The organism is Flavobacterium branchiicola (genome assembly GCF_018383905.1).
In the GTDB taxonomy this organism is placed as follows: domain Bacteria; phylum Bacteroidota; class Bacteroidia; order Flavobacteriales; family Flavobacteriaceae; genus Flavobacterium; species Flavobacterium branchiicola.
This window is the reverse complement of record NZ_JAGYWA010000003.1, coordinates 50,845-65,933: the sequence shown is the minus strand read 5'-3', so window position 1 is coordinate 65,933 and position 15,089 is coordinate 50,845. Positions and strand designations below refer to the sequence as shown.

Genomic DNA, 15,089 nt, shown 5'->3' with positions numbered 1-15,089 from the left:
AAAATGTTGAGTTCCAATATTTGTCATTTGTTAATTAAAACCAAAAAAAGAACCGCTTTTTCAATAAAATGCAGTTCAAAAATAGGCTTTTTACTACTTTAAAGGGGTTTTGAAAAATTTCTACAAAAAGCGCATCTTTTTCTACAAAAATGTAATCGATTACATTTTGTTTTTGTATTTTTATCGGCAGGAAATTTCTATTTTGCAATTTAATACAGTTTCAAAATAAGAATTTCATCTATTAACTATCTCTTTTATAACACAATTAAGAATGAAAATCAAACCAACCAACCTTCTTATTGCCTTTACTGTATTAGTATCGTTTTTGTCCTTTAATGCAAATGCTCAAAAAGCAAAATCAACCTCTTCTTATCCTGATCTTGAATTTAAAATGTCTAAAGTTCAGGAACCTGTAATTCCAAAAAACAGTGTAAACATTAAAGATTTTGGAGCTATAAACGGAGGTTATATCCTAAACACTAAGGCTTTCGCCGATGCAATAGAGGCTGTTTCAAAAAAAGGAGGCGGAAAAGTAATTATTCCTCCGGGAATCTGGCTAACGGGTCCGATTATTCTAAAAAGTAATATTGAATTGCATGCTGAAACTGGTGCCTTGATTAAATTCTCAACCGATAAAAGTTTATATCCAATAATCGAAACCAGCTTTGAAGGCCTAAATACATGGCGATGCATCTCTCCTATTTATGGTAAAAATCTGGAGAATGTCGCTTTTACAGGAAACGGCGTTTGGGATGGTTCCGGAGAAGTCTGGCGTATGCTGAAAAAAGAAAAAGTTACAGAAAGTCAATGGAAAAAAGTAATTGCTTCGGGAGGTGTACTCAATGAAGCAAAAACAACCTGGTACCCATCTGAACAATATCAAAAAGGAAATAAAAACGCAGATCAGAACATTCGTCTGGATCTTAAAACCAAAGAACAATTTGAAGAAATACATGATTTTCTTCGTCCGGTAATGGTGAGCATTCAAAATAGTAAAAGAGTTCTTTTTGACGGGCCGGTATTTCAGAATTCACCAGCTTGGAATATTCATCCGCTAATGATTGAAGATCTAATTGTTAGAAATGTTACCGTTCGTAATCCGTGGTATTCACAAAATGGAGACGGTCTTGATGTAGAATCCTGCAAAAATGTTTTAATAGAAAATTCAAGTTTTGATGTTGGCGACGATGCAATTTGCATTAAATCCGGAAAAGATAAAGATGGTCGAGATCGTGGTGTTGCCTGCGAAAATATTATAGTAAGAAACAATATTGTATATCACGGACACGGTGGTGTAACAGTAGGAAGTGAAATGTCGGGAGGCGTAAAAAACCTTCATGTTTCTAATTGTACTTTTATGGGAACTGATGTTGGACTACGTTTTAAAAGCACACGCGGACGTGGCGGTATTGTAGAAAACATCTTTATTTCGGACATTTTCATGACTGATATCCCATCTCAGGCTATTTCTTTTGATTTATATTATGGAGGAAAATCTATTGCTGAAACATTGGCTGAAGGCGGAACACAAGTTAAAAACAAAATCATGCCTGTTAATGAGGAAACACCGCAATTCAAAAACATTTCGATTAAAAACGTAACAATAGCCGGAGCTTATCAGGCAGTATTTTTACAAGGTTTACCGGAAATGAATCTTGAAAACATTGAAATTTCCAACTTAACTGCAAAAGCACAAAATGGTTTTTCTATTATAGATGCTAATGGAATTAAAATAATCAATGCAAAAGTAGATATCGAGAAACCAACCGTTTTCGAGATTTACAATAGTAGAAACATGATTTTTAATAATATAGATTTCAAATCAACTTCAGAAAAAGCAATTTCTATTAACGGAGAATTAAGTCAGAATATTCAATTTATTTCCAGTCCAAACATCGATTTTTCTAAAAAGACAACTATTGGAGAAACGGTTTCAAAAGGTGCTGTGAAATTCTAAATTTATAAAAAGAAACCCGTCACTTAAATATTATAGTAACGGGTTTCTTATTTTATTTACTAGCTATTTTTTCTTTAAGATTCTTTATTTCTTTATTCTGACTTTTATTTTCCTCTATCAAACCTTGAATACTTTTGTTTTGATCAATTACATAAAGAGTCAATTCTTCAATTTTCTGCAAAAGCTTAGCGTTCATTTCTCCTAAACTAATCCCATTTTTTAAAACTTCTTCTTCACTTGGAATATTCTCTAAATGTCCTTTTTCGGCAATATGTTTTTCAACTTGCTCAAGTGTTGGTAAATTATACTCTTTTTTAAATACAAAATCAGACCAGTTCTGTAACTCTACTTTTACTTCTTTTGATCGTACTGTTCCGTTGACATCTAACGCGTTTTTTGGATCGATTGTTCCTATACCGACTTTTCCATTTACAGTTTGATTACCTGTGAAAGTATTTGTTCCTCTTGTTGCTAACTCAAACCAAGGAGTATTAACTGATTGATTAACTACACCAAATTTTCTAAAAAATAATCTATCATTCCCTAAAAATGAAGATGTAATTTGCAATTGACAATCGTTAGCAGGATTTCCTTGCCTAATTGCAAGGACATGCTGCCAACCATAAGAATCAGGGGTCGCGCCACCGGTAAGATTTAAACCACTATACACTCCGGATGTTAGAGAAACATTAAGATCAGTAATTATTGGAGCATATCCATTCCCAATCTGTTGTGCGAAAACAACTGAATTAATGAATAAAAAGATAGTTGATGTAATTATATTTTTCATACTGAATTATTTGTTTTCAATATTTTTTAATCTATTTTTTATCTCGATATTTTCTTTTTTTATCTGTACATTCTCCTTTTTCATCTCTATACTCTCTTTTTTCATTTCAATCATGTATAGAGTCAATTCTTCAATTTTCTGCAAAAGTTTAGCATTCATTTCTCCTAGATAAATACCGTTTTTTAAAACTTCTTCTTCACTTGGAATATTCTCTAAATGACCTCTTTCAGCAATATGTTTTTCAACTTCCTCAAGTGTTGGTAAATTATACTCTTTTTTAAATACAAAATCAGACCAGTTCTGTAATTCTACTTTTACTTCTTTTGATCGTATTGTACCGTTTACATCTAATTTGTTTCTTGGAATTAATGTGCCGATCCCTACATTTCCATCTATAAGAAAAAGTTCATTCATATTCCCTTTTGAATATGAACTTAATAGTAATCCCAATCTGGAATTTGCACCCTCTGCATAAGTTAAATGACTCTTTATTTGTGGTCCATGCAAATCATCTCCATAAGATGTGAAAGTAATTGTACTTCCTTTTCCATTATAATTTTCATAATTTCTTAAAATCAGACTTCCACTAATATCTAACTTCGCTAAAGGATTTGTATTACCAATACCAACATTACCATTAAAAAATTGATTCCCGACAAAACTATTAGATCCTCTCGTTGCAATTTCAATCCAACTTGGATTAGAAGCCTCTCCTGCGGTACCAATTTTTCTAAAAAATAATCGATCATTAATTTCAAATGATGAGGACATTTGAAATTGATAGTTATTATTTGGATCAGTATGTCTAATTACAAATAAGTGCTGCCAATAAAAAGAATTCGGAGATATTCCAATTGCATTTTGACCACTATAAACTCCTGATTTTAAAGGAAGCGTAAAGTCATTTATAATCGGAGTAAATCCATCTGCAATTTGTTGGGAAAAACCAATATTTGTAATTAATAATGTAATTATAGCTATTTTTTTCATTTTTATTTCTTTTCAAGTATAGTTAATCTTTCTTTCATCTCAACATTTTCTTTTTTCATTTCAATCATGTATAGAGTCAATTCTTCTATTTTCTGCAAAAGTTTAGCATTCATTTCTCCCAAATCAATTCCATTTTTTAAAACTTCTTCTTCACTTGGAATATTCTCTAAATGTCCTTTTTCGGCAATATGTTTTTCAACTTCCTCAAGTGTTGGTAAATTATACTCTTTTTTAAATACAAAATCTGACCAGCCCTGTAATTCTACTTTTACTTCTTTTGAGCGTATTGTTCCGTTTACATCTAATTTGTTTTTCGGATTTTTTGTACCAACACCAACTAGTCCGTCAATAAGAAAAACTTCATCCATAAAACCTTTAGAATAGGAACTTAAAACTAATCCTGTTCGAGAATTTATACCATCAGCATAAGTTAAATAACTTCTTATTTGGGGACCATACAATTCACTCCCATAAGAAGTAAAAGTTATTATATTACCTTTTCCATTATAGTTTTCATAATTTTTTAAGATTAGATTTCCAGTTTCAGTACTACCATTTTCTTCTATCATTAGTAATTTTCTCCATCCACCCCATTTTGTATCTTTAGGAAATGCATTTCTATAAAAAATACCTCCATCATTAAAATTTAGTTGATGATTTTTCCCTCCAGTATTATCTGCACTACTCCATGGTGAAATAGTGATATTTGCCGAGAAAAATCCATCACCCGGAACACCAATTGCTCCTCTTTGTTTAAAATCTGCTCGAATGCTAGTTGATGAAAAATCAGGTAAATCATTAACTGCTCTACTGTCATTCACTAATAAAGAGCTTGCTGTTTGTGCATTAATATTGTATGTAAAAACACATAAAAAAAGTAGTTGAACTATTTTTCCTTTCATAATCTATTGGTTAGTTTATTTTAAGTTTATTATGCTCCAAATATATAATCAAATTTTGATTTGTGATAAAGAATACCAGCTTAAATAAGAAAAGTAAGACGACAGAAATAAAAGGCTATTTTCATTTAAAAAAAATAACACTAATTTTGTCGTATGATTCGAATAACGCTAATTGGTTCCGGAAATGTCGCACAACATTTGATCAAGGCTTTCACGAAAAGTGAAGCTGTTGAAATTGTCCAGGTATTTTCCAGAAAAAAAGAAGCTTTACTTCCTCTTATTGATTCAGATAAAATTGTCAGTGATTATAACGCTTTAAAAGAATCAGACTTATTTATTATTGCGGTTTCTGACAATGCTATTTCAGAAGTTTCCAGTCAGATTCCTTTTCAAAATTGTCTTGTTGCTCATACCTCGGGAACTGCTTCATTGGATACTTTAGATTCAAAAAACAGACGAAGCGTTTTTTATCCGCTTCAGACATTTTCTAAAAATAAAGCGATTGATTTTTCGGTGATTCCAATGTGTTTAGAAGCAGAAAATCCTGTCGATTTTGATCTTTTGGAGAAAGTGGCAAGATGCATTTCAAATGCCGTTTTTTCAATTAGTTCAGAACAACGAAAAGCACTACATGTAGCGGCTGTTTTTGTGAATAATTTCACTAATCATTTATATCAGATTGGACAGGAGATTTGTAGCGAGCATCAGGTTCCTTTTGAAGTCCTAAAACCTCTAATTCAGGAAACTGCAGAAAAAATCAAAACCTTAGATCCTGTTGACGCACAAACTGGTCCGGCAAAGCGCAATGATTCAAATACAATCGACGCGCATCTGGATTATTTAACTAATGAAAATCAAAAAAATATTTATAAAATTCTAACACAATCTATACAAAATAATGGCAAAAAGTTATAAAGAAATAATGAATGACATCACAACATTTGTTTTTGATGTTGATGGCGTACTTACCGATAGTTCTGTTTTTGTAACCAATGAAGGAGAAATGCTTCGTACGATGAATATTCGTGATGGTTATGCAATGAAAGCAGCTATAGAAAGTGGTTATCATGTCTGTATTATTTCTGGAGGAAGCAATGAAGGCGTTCGTATCCGATTACAAAACCTTGGAATCAAAGACATTCATTTAGGAACTCCCGACAAAGTAAAAACGTTTAAAGAATATACTGAAACTTACAATATAAAACCGGAGCAAGTGTTATATATGGGAGACGATATCCCAGATTTTCATGTAATGAAATTAGTAGGATTACCAACCAGCCCACAAGATGCAAGTCCGGAAATCAAAAATATCTGTCGTTATATCTCGCACGTAAAAGGCGGACGAGGCGCTGCACGTGATGTAATCGAACAGGTAATGAAAGTACAAGGAAAATGGATGGAATACTTTAACGGACAACACGACTAATTTAATTGTGAATTGTTAATGGTAAATTGTTAATTCAAAAACCTTTGCCCCTTTGAACCTAAAACCTTAGAACCTAAAAAAAAATGAAATATCTAAAACTCGTTCGCTATCAAAACCTACTTATGCTTGCTTTTATGCAACTATTGTTTCGTTATGCCTTTTTAAAACAGCAAAATATACCTTTGGCTCTGGCAGACTGGCAATACGGATTATTAGTTTTAAGCACTGTTTTATTAGCCGCGGCCGGTTATGTAGTAAACGATATTTTTGATGTAGCAACAGATTCTATTAACAAACCAAATAAGGTTCTTATTGGTAAAGGAATCTCTGAAACCCGAGCTTACAATATTTATTTTGGACTAAATATTACAGGTGTTGCAATTGGTTTTTATTTATCTAATGTTATTCTAAAACCAAGCTTTGCCTCTATTTTTATTTTAATCGCTTCTTTGCTTTATTTTTATTCTACAAGCTTAAAGCAAATCATGATTTTGGGTAATTTTATTATTGCATTATTATTGGCTTTTAGCGTAATTATAATTGGGATTTTTGATTTATTTCCTGCAACAGTTCAGGAAAATCAGGCGCAAATGGCAAGCTTTTTTTCTATTTTAATTGATTATGCTTTATTTGCCTTTATGATTAATTTTATTAGAGAAATAGTTAAGGACATAGAAGATGTAAATGGCGATTACAATCAGGGAATGAATACTTTACCAATTGCAATTGGAATTAGCAGAGCAGCAAAAATAGCTTCAGGTTTTGCTATTATTCCTTTTATATTATCCCTGCTTTACATCAATGCCTATTTTATGGAAAACAAACTTTATGCAGCAACCTTATATTCGTTTGCTTTTGTTTTGGCTCCATTATTATATTTTATTGTAAAAGTATTTACGGCAAAATCTCCAAAAGAATTTCATCATTTAAGTAAAGTTTTAAAACTAATTTTACTTTTCGGAATATTATCTATTTTGGTAATTACACTTAATATTAAGTACAATGCTTAAAGAAAAACTTAAAAAATACACTATAATTCTGGCTTCAGGATCTCCAAGAAGACAGCAATTTTTTAAAGATTTAGATCTTGATTTTGAAATCAGACTAAAAGATATTGAAGAGATTTATCCTCCTGAACTAAAAGCGGTTGAAATAACCGATTTTTTAGCCGAATTAAAAGCCAGCGCTTTTGAAGGAGAGCTGAAAGAAAACGAAATACTTGTGACGAGCGACACCATTGTCTGGCATCAGAATAAAGCGCTTGGAAAGCCAAAAACTGCCGAAGAAGCATTTGAAATGATCAAATCAATGTCAAACACGACACATGACGTTATTACTTCTGTTTGTTTTAAAACAAACAGTACTTCTAAGCTATTGCACGATATTACAAAAGTGACTTTTAATGAGCTTTCAGATGAAGCCATTTTATATTATATCGAAAATTACAAACCTTATGATAAAGCAGGAGCTTACGGTATTCAGGAATGGTTTGGTTTTATGGCCGTTGCAAAAGTTGAAGGCTCTTATACCAATGTTATGGGACTTCCGACTGCTAAAGTTTACGAATATTTGAGTACATTAGTATAAAAATTATCTTATGTTTTCTTTTAAAGAGTATAGTCAGGAAATAATTACGACCATAGTTCTTCTTTTAGCTTTAGTTGCGCTACGAATTATAATTGCCAAATTAGTTAGGCGTTATGCCAGCAGCAGTCAGCTATTAGAACACAGAACAAATCTGGTTATCAAGTACATTCACATATTAATGAATATCCTGGTAGCTATTAGCCTGATTGTAATTTGGGGAGTTGAGACTAAAGATATTTTCATTACTGTATCTTCAATTGCCACTGTAATTGGCGTCGCAATGTTTGCACAATGGTCTATTTTAAGCAATGTAACATCAGGAATGATTCTGTTTTTTTCATTTCCGTTTAGAATTGGCGATACTATTAAAATTCACGATAAAGATTTCCCTATTGAAGCCGAAATTGAAGATATTAGTGCTTTTCATGTGAATCTGAAAACAAAAGAGGGGGAAAAAATTATCTATCCCAACAATTTATTACTTCAAAAAGGCATTTCGATTATGCCTGTACGATACGAAGACAAAGAGTTCTTTGATTAAATCCTGTATGGAAATTTTGTAAGGTCTATAGAAAAAGCTGCAACGTTATAATTGAATTAAATTATAATATTTGTTATACCAATTTGATATTTTCTATAAAACCTCACCAAAATGATTCAAACTATAAAATTGCCGTTTTATGCGAAGCTTGCTTGCATTCTAATAAGTTTAATTTCATTTGCCTATATTTTTTGTATCGCAAAAGATATTATTACGCCAGTCCTTATGGCCTTTTTATTTTCCGTTTTATTAGTACCTCTCTTTACTTTTTTCCATACAAAACTCAAATTTCCGCGACATCTCGCTGCTGCAATCTGTATTTTGCTTTTCCTTTTATTTATTATCGGAATCTTAGTTTTTATTTCTTATCAGGTAACCAATATGGCCAATGATTTTGAAACCATTAAAAAGAATGCAAATTCATTCCTGATCGAAATCCATAAATTTATCAGGGAGCGTTTTCACGTGAGTATTGGCGAGCAGAAAAAATATCTTGATACGGTTACCAAAGATTCCGTCAAAAACGGAAATGCTACTTTAGGTTCTGCCATAATATCCATTAGCGATCTTCTATTAGATTGCACTATCATTCCTATTTACACCTTTTTGTTTTTGCTTTATAAAGATCATTTTATTCTTTTTTTAGCAAAATTGATTAGTAAAGAAAATCATGCCACTTTAAAAGATATTTTATCTCAAATAAAAGTTTCAATAAACAATTACATCGTAAGTCTTATTCTCGAAATGATTGTAGTTTCGGTTTTAACGAGTTTAGGACTTTGGATTATTGGAGTAAAATACTTTATTCTATTAGGACTTATCACCGGAATTTTAAATCTTATCCCTTATATCGGAATATTAATTGCCGGAATTATAACGGTTTTAGCTTCCTTAACCGGGTCTGCAGAAACGTCTATTATTTTAGGAATTCTGATTGTAAATGTTATAGTGCAGTTAATTGATAATAACCTACTCGTTCCTCTAATTATCAATTCAAAAGTAGAAATCAATGCATTTGTTTCTATTATTGGAATTATCGTTGGTGGCGCGGCAGCAGGAATTTCAGGTATGTTTTTGGCAATTCCGCTTTTAGCAATTGTAAAAATTATTTTCGACAGAATTGAATCTCTCGAAGCCTGGGGCTATGTTATGGGAAATCATATGCCCAAAAAATTCATCTGGAGAATTCGAAAAGCTAAAGCTGAGAATTAAAATAATCACACTTTTTAGCCAATATTCGCCTTTTTTACCCTATATTCATATAATAATCATCTAAAATCGAGTCAAAAAAAATCTGAATGTTTCTAAATAAAAAAATAATAGTTTTTATTTTGCTATGCTTTTGTTTTCAAGGCGTTCAGGCACAAACAGTTCCATCAAAAACTAGTAATCCTCCCAAAAAAGACAGTACAGAAGTTTATAACCGTCTTCGAAATTATTCTAAAAAAAATAAATTTACCCAAACACTACATAAACTTCTTTTTAAATCAAAAAAGCCAAAAAAGAAAGAAGAACTTCTTGTACAAACCGATACGCTGAATTACAATGGTAAAATCATTCGTAAAATCAATATTGTGACTTTAGATCCTTTTGGATATTCGGTTGCAGATACCACTCAAGTGCCAAGAAATTGGGGAGAACGAACCGGTAATCGGCTTCACTTAAAAACCAAGAAAATTGCCATTAAGAATTTACTTCTTTTCAAAAAAAATTCTACTTATGACAGTTATAAGGTACAGGAATCGGAACGTTTAATTCGTTCTCAGAAATATGTTACAGCGGTTAGAATATCAAATCAATTGGTTAGTCCTGCCTCAGATTCTGTAGATGTTACGATTCGTGTTTTGGATTCCTGGAGTACAATTCCTAAATTTTCAATATCAAGTAATCAGGTTTCTGTTGGATTTAAAGAGAAAGATTTCTTTGGAAGCGGACAACAACTCGAATACCGTTTTACCAATCGATTTGATGATGGCCGAAATGCGAATGAAGTGATCTACACCGTTCCAAATATAAAAAACACTTATATCGGAACGACATTATACTATAAAATGGATCTGGATAATAATTATTCTAAGAGTATTAATGTTGAACGTCTGTTTTATTCTCCCCTTACACAATGGGCTGGCGGAGTTCAGGTAGGTCAAATATTCAGAAAAGATACTTTGCAGGCGCCGGATATGACTTATGCCTATCAGCCATTTAAACATAATTTTCAGGATTTTTGGGGAGGAAAAGCAACAAAAGTGTTTGAGGATGAAAACGGTATTACCAATTTAGTAACAACTGCACGTTTTTTGAATAATGATTATACTGAAACTCCATCTGAAATATACGATCCGACACACTTTTATTCTGATGAAAAGTTAATTTTAAGCGGAATTGGGCTTAATCGAAGAAAATTTATAAAAGACAGCTATATTTTTAGAAATGGACAGACCGAAGATGTACCTATCGGACGAATTTATGGTATCACTTTAGGATATCAATACAAGAATACTTTATGGAGGCCTTATGCAGGAGCGCAATTTTCTTTTGGAAATTATTACAGACTTGGATTCCTGAGTATGAATTTTGAAGTAGGAAGTTTTTTTGATAAGTCCAAAACTTTTGAGACTGCATTTTTAATGGAAACCAATTATTTTACCAAACTCTATAATATAGGAACATGGAGATTAAGACAATTCGTTAATCCGAAATTGGTTATTGGTTCTAATCGTGTTGATATTATTGGAGATAAACTTAATATAAATGAAGAAAATGGTCTTGCGGGATTTAATAGCGCACTCTACGGAACCAGTAAATTGGTTTTATCACTTCAAACCCAGACCTATTCGCCACATTCCGTTTTAGGTTTTCGTTTAAATCCGTTTTTTAATTATTCAATAGCCGTTTTAGGAAATCCTGATAGTGCCATGTTAAGAAGCAAACCGTATTCAAAATTTACATTGGGAGTAATCGTTAGTAATGACTATTTGGTTTTCAGTTCATTTCAACTGTCATTGTCATATTATCCAAGTATTCCTTATCAGGGTGATAACGTATTCAAAACTAACACATTTGAAACAACCGACTACGGTCTTCAAAGTTTTGAACTGGCAAAACCAAGAATCGTAGATTATAAATAATCTTAAAAAAAAAGAATATTTTTTTTATTCTCTAGACACTACAAAATACCTAATAAACAAGAAGTTGTAATTACACTACATAAAACCAACTCGTTGAAATGCATATTTTATCCGACGAAATGCATCCTGTTTTTATTTTTGGCACAGTATATGAATATTACTTAGCAAGAGTAACATTAAAAAACTAAAAAAAATGAAAACAATAAAAATAGCAATCGCCGGATTATTCCTTTTGGTTGCAAATGCCACACAAGCTCAGGTATCGATTAATGTTAATATTGGTACTCCACCAGCTTGGGGACCTGCCGGATATGCAGAAATGGAATATTACTATCTTCCGGATATCGAAGCGTATTACGATGTTCGTGCTTCACAGTTTATTTATTTTGGAGGAGGAAGATGGGTTAGAACAACTTATTTACCAAGACAATACAGAAACTATGATTTATATGGTGGTTACAAAGTAGTTTTAAATGATTACCACGGAAGAACACCTTACACTTACTTTGATCGTCATAGAGTAAGATATTATAAAGGATACCATGGTGAACCACAAAGACCTTACAGAGCAAGACCTGTTTACGGCTACAATGACCGCCATGACCACAGAGATTACAAACATTATGACAAAAAACATCATGGTAAACACGATAAACATGACAGACATGATGATGATCACGATGATCACCACCACAGAAGATAATAATTACTAAATAACCCTTCATAAAAAAGAGTATCATAACAATGATACTCTTTTTTTATGCACTTTTAATATATTATAAATAACTCAAATTGAATAATATGTACTAAAAATACCCATTTACAACTATTTTCAATATTTTACCTTATTGTATTACAATTATACCCTATATTAGCAGTCTGATTCAAATAAAATAGATTATAAAAGATAGTATTGTGACCATTACGAGAACTTTACAACCAAACAGAAAACAAATTGAAATAACTTTCTGTAATCCTAAGAAATACCACCTGATTTAAATTTTTAAATCAATTCTTTAAAAAAAAGCTGTTAGAAATATCTAACAGCTTTTTTTTGGATCAAAATTTATCAAAATAAGAAATCAATAACCAAACATTAACATTTCATTTAAATACTGTTCCGTAATATAATTAGTATTTTTGAAGCACTTTCAAAACATTTAACTATAACCATGCGAAAAATTCAGTTACTAATATTTTTATTTTTTTTAACAGGGATTTCAATTTCTTTTGCACAACAACCACAAAAACTAAACTCTGTCGAAATTTACAACCAAATCAAAAAATTAAACTTTTTAGGTTCGGTTCTTTATATTGCAGCACATCCGGATGATGAAAATACAAGATTGATTTCTTTTATGGCAAACGAAATGAATGCCAGAACCGGTTATTTATCGTTAACCCGAGGTGATGGCGGACAGAACTTAATTGGTCCGCAATTGCGCGAATTACTCGGTGTTATTAGAACACAAGAATTAATCGAAGCTCGAAAAATTGATGGTGGGGAACAATTTTTTTCACGTGCAAATGATTTTGGTTTTTCTAAAAACCCGGATGAAACTTTAAAAATCTGGGATAAAGATAAAGTACTGGCTGATGTCGTATGGACCATTAGAAAATTTCAACCCGATGTGATTATTAATCGATTTGATCACCGTTCTCCGGGTACAACTCACGGACATCATACATCGTCGGCTATGCTTAGTGTTGAAAGTTTTAAACTCACAAATGACCCTAAAGTATATCCCGAGCAATTAAAATATGTAACACCATGGCAGGTAAAACGTCAGTTTTTTAATCCTTCCTGGTGGTTTTATGGAAGTCAGGAAAAATTTGACGCAGCAGATAAATCCAAATTTACAAGATTTGAAACCGGAGTTTATTACACCGGAATTGGAAAATCAAATCAGGAAATAGCTGCTTTAAGCCGAAGTCGCCATCAGTCACAAGGTTTTGGAAGTACTGGATCTCGCGGTACAGAAATTGAGTATCTGGAACTTATTAATGGAGAACGCGCCATAGAAAGAGACAATTTATTCGATGGAATCGATACTTCCTGGAACCGCGTTAAAAATGGAAAACCAATTGGGGAATTTATCTCTAAAATCATTTCAAAGTACGATTTCAGCAATCCATCTGCAAGTATTCCTGATCTAATAAAAGCCTATTCTATGATTGAAGCTTTAGACGATGATCATTGGAAACCATTAAAAGCTGCAGCTATTAGAAATATCATTGCTTCTTGTTCGGGTTTATATCTTGAAGCAGTGGCGAGCGAACAGGAAGCAACGCCGGGAAGTACTATTAAAGTAAGTCTTGAGGCCATTAACAGATGTGCTGTTGAAATGGAACTATCAAGTGTTACCACACTTCCTGAAAACAAAAACTTGGTTCAAAACCGTATTTTAAAAAACAATAACGACCAAAATATCAGTATTTCAATTCAGCTTCCAACTACTCTTGAATATACGCAGCCGTATTGGTTAAAAGAAAAAGCAACTGTTGGAATGTACACTGTTTCTAATCAGGAAAACATTGGTATTCCGGATATTATAAGAGAAGTAAAAGTTATTTTCAATATAAAAATAAACGGAATCGAAATTCCGTTTGAGCGTACAGTAGTTTACAAATATAATGACGGCGTAAAAGGCGAAATGTACAATTTTCTTGATATCGTTCCTGAAGTAACCACTTCAATCTTAGAAAGAGTATTAATCTTTAAAGATACCAAAAGTAAAATGATTCCGGTAAAGGTACGTGCCGGTAAAGATGCTGTAAAAGGAAATCTACAATTAGAATTACCGCAAAGCTGGGCAGCTTCACCAAAACAAATTCCATTTACTTTAGATAAAAAAGGAAATGAGCAAACCTTCTATTTTGAAGTTACGCCTCCTGTAAATCCGGAAGAAGCGGTTATTAAAGCGGTTGCAATAACAGATAATAAACGTTTTGACAAAGACGAAACCATTATAGATTACCCACATATTACCAAACAAATGGTTCTAAAACCTGCCGAATCAAAAGGTATTCGAATTGATTTGAGAACGTCTGGCGATGCCATTGGCTACATTATGGGTGCTGGTGACGAAGTTCCGGAGAGTTTAGCTCAAATGGGATATAAAGTAACTATTTTGAAACCCGAAGAAATTACACCCGAAAAACTGGATTCTTTTAGTACCGTTATCACCGGAATTCGTGCTTACAATACCGTAAATACTTTGGCTAACAAACAAAAAATACTATTTGATTTTGTAAAAAGTGGTAAAAACATGATCGTGCAATACAATACTCCGGGAAAACTGGTAACCGATCAGATTGCGCCATATCCTTTAAAAATTTCTAATGATCGCGTTACAGAAGAAAATGCAAAAATCACTTTCTTAGCGCCAAATCATCCAGTTTTAAATACTCCAAATAAAATCAGCGAAAAAGATTTTCAAGGCTGGACTCAGGAACAGGGATTGTATTATCCTGATCAATACGATCCTGCCTTCACTCCTATTATTTCATCGCACGATAAAGGCGAATCTGCAAAAGATGGCGCTTTACTAGTGGCGCCGTACGGAAAAGGATATTATATTTACACCGGTTTAAGCTTCTTTAGAGAACTACCGGAAGGTGTTGCAGGTGCGTATCGATTACTGTCGAATATTATCTCGCTAAAACAACCTATAGAAGCTCCTAAACAAGAATTAAAGCAATAAACATTCATAAAAATGGAAGCTAAAAAAACAAAAAAATGGAAAAAAAGCTACACCTACGTTTTGG

Annotated in this window: 13 protein-coding genes; 10 read left to right on the top strand and 3 right to left on the bottom strand. The window is 32.4% G+C overall.

The window, feature by feature from the left end:
• The first annotated feature begins 271 nt into the window (after window positions 1-271).
• Window positions 272-1,957, top strand: coding sequence for a glycoside hydrolase family 28 protein (locus KHA98_RS07335; protein ID WP_213256826.1), 1,686 nt, complete (start codon window positions 272-274; stop codon window positions 1,955-1,957).
• Window positions 1,958-2,009: 52 nt separating this feature from the next.
• Here KHA98_RS07335 and KHA98_RS07330 read toward each other — a convergent pair whose 3' ends face one another.
• From KHA98_RS07330 to KHA98_RS22885, 3 genes are read right to left on the bottom strand one after another with little or no spacing between them, the layout of a single operon-like run.
• The gene (locus KHA98_RS07330; protein ID WP_213256824.1) at window positions 2,010-2,747 is read right to left on the bottom strand and encodes a hypothetical protein; all 738 of its coding nucleotides are present in this window, start codon (window positions 2,745-2,747) and stop codon (window positions 2,010-2,012) included.
• A 6-nt stretch (window positions 2,748-2,753) separates the two neighbouring features.
• A complete protein-coding gene (locus tag KHA98_RS07325; protein WP_213256822.1) occupies window positions 2,754-3,737 on the bottom strand; it encodes a hypothetical protein in 984 nt (327 codons plus the stop codon).
• Window positions 3,738-3,739: 2 nt separating this feature from the next.
• Entirely contained in the window at window positions 3,740-4,639 is a 900-nt protein-coding gene (locus KHA98_RS22885) for a hypothetical protein (protein WP_246522217.1), read from the bottom strand.
• A 153-nt stretch (window positions 4,640-4,792) separates the two neighbouring features.
• On the opposite strand from KHA98_RS22885, the gene KHA98_RS07315 reads away from it, so the two are divergent.
• From KHA98_RS07315 to KHA98_RS07275, 9 genes are all read left to right on the top strand, one after another.
• Window positions 4,793-5,554 carry a Rossmann-like and DUF2520 domain-containing protein gene (locus KHA98_RS07315; protein WP_213256820.1) on the top strand — a complete coding sequence of 254 codons (762 nt, stop codon included), beginning with the start codon at window positions 4,793-4,795 and terminating at the stop codon, window positions 5,552-5,554.
• Window positions 5,538-6,065 (top strand): KdsC family phosphatase, encoded by a 528-nt coding sequence (locus tag KHA98_RS07310; protein ID WP_213256818.1) that lies wholly within the window; start codon window positions 5,538-5,540, stop codon window positions 6,063-6,065. Before KHA98_RS07315 ends, KHA98_RS07310 begins: the two co-directional genes overlap by 17 nt.
• Window positions 6,066-6,148: 83 nt before the next feature.
• Window positions 6,149-7,075 (top strand): geranylgeranylglycerol-phosphate geranylgeranyltransferase, encoded by a 927-nt coding sequence (locus KHA98_RS07305; protein WP_213256816.1) that lies wholly within the window; start codon window positions 6,149-6,151, stop codon window positions 7,073-7,075.
• Window positions 7,068-7,652, top strand: coding sequence for a Maf-like protein (locus KHA98_RS07300; protein WP_213256815.1), 585 nt, complete (start codon window positions 7,068-7,070; stop codon window positions 7,650-7,652). Before KHA98_RS07305 ends, KHA98_RS07300 begins: the two co-directional genes overlap by 8 nt.
• 10 nt (window positions 7,653-7,662) lie before the next feature.
• Window positions 7,663-8,193 (top strand): mechanosensitive ion channel domain-containing protein, encoded by a 531-nt coding sequence (locus KHA98_RS07295; RefSeq protein ID WP_213256813.1) that lies wholly within the window; start codon window positions 7,663-7,665, stop codon window positions 8,191-8,193.
• A 111-nt stretch (window positions 8,194-8,304) separates the two neighbouring features.
• Window positions 8,305-9,405: an AI-2E family transporter gene (locus KHA98_RS07290; RefSeq protein ID WP_213256811.1), complete on the top strand. Its 1,101-nt coding sequence runs from the start codon at window positions 8,305-8,307 to the stop codon at window positions 9,403-9,405.
• Window positions 9,406-9,491: 86 nt separating this feature from the next.
• A complete protein-coding gene (locus KHA98_RS07285) occupies window positions 9,492-11,321 on the top strand; it encodes a hypothetical protein (RefSeq protein ID WP_213256809.1) in 1,830 nt (609 codons plus the stop codon).
• Window positions 11,322-11,514: 193 nt separating this feature from the next.
• Complete coding sequence (locus KHA98_RS07280; RefSeq protein ID WP_213256807.1) at window positions 11,515-12,024, top strand: hypothetical protein; 510 nt, start codon at window positions 11,515-11,517, stop codon at window positions 12,022-12,024.
• Window positions 12,025-12,493: 469 nt separating this feature from the next.
• Window positions 12,494-15,025 carry a PIG-L family deacetylase gene (locus KHA98_RS07275; protein WP_213256805.1) on the top strand — a complete coding sequence of 844 codons (2,532 nt, stop codon included), beginning with the start codon at window positions 12,494-12,496 and terminating at the stop codon, window positions 15,023-15,025.
• Window positions 15,026-15,089 lie beyond the last annotated feature (64 nt).

Bases quoted from the DNA above. Each gene is read 5' to 3' on its own strand.
- KHA98_RS07325 (WP_213256822.1), bottom strand. From the start codon at position 3,737: ATGAAAAAAATAGCTATAATTACATTATTAATTACAAATATTGGTTTT.
- KHA98_RS07315 (WP_213256820.1), top strand. From the start codon at position 4,793: ATGATTCGAATAACGCTAATTGGTTCCGGAAATGTCGCACAACATTTG.
- KHA98_RS07285 (WP_213256809.1), top strand. From the start codon at position 9,492: ATGTTTCTAAATAAAAAAATAATAGTTTTTATTTTGCTATGCTTTTGT.
- KHA98_RS07330 (WP_213256824.1), bottom strand. From the start codon at position 2,747: ATGAAAAATATAATTACATCAACTATCTTTTTATTCATTAATTCAGTT.
- KHA98_RS07335 (WP_213256826.1), top strand. From the start codon at position 272: ATGAAAATCAAACCAACCAACCTTCTTATTGCCTTTACTGTATTAGTA.
- KHA98_RS07300 (WP_213256815.1), top strand. From the start codon at position 7,068: ATGCTTAAAGAAAAACTTAAAAAATACACTATAATTCTGGCTTCAGGA.
- KHA98_RS22885 (WP_246522217.1), bottom strand. From the start codon at position 4,639: ATGAAAGGAAAAATAGTTCAACTACTTTTTTTATGTGTTTTTACATAC.
- KHA98_RS07280 (WP_213256807.1), top strand. From the start codon at position 11,515: ATGAAAACAATAAAAATAGCAATCGCCGGATTATTCCTTTTGGTTGCA.
- KHA98_RS07310 (WP_213256818.1), top strand. From the start codon at position 5,538: ATGGCAAAAAGTTATAAAGAAATAATGAATGACATCACAACATTTGTT.
- KHA98_RS07275 (WP_213256805.1), top strand. From the start codon at position 12,494: ATGCGAAAAATTCAGTTACTAATATTTTTATTTTTTTTAACAGGGATT.
- KHA98_RS07295 (WP_213256813.1), top strand. From the start codon at position 7,663: ATGTTTTCTTTTAAAGAGTATAGTCAGGAAATAATTACGACCATAGTT.
- KHA98_RS07305 (WP_213256816.1), top strand. From the start codon at position 6,149: ATGAAATATCTAAAACTCGTTCGCTATCAAAACCTACTTATGCTTGCT.
- KHA98_RS07290 (WP_213256811.1), top strand. From the start codon at position 8,305: ATGATTCAAACTATAAAATTGCCGTTTTATGCGAAGCTTGCTTGCATT.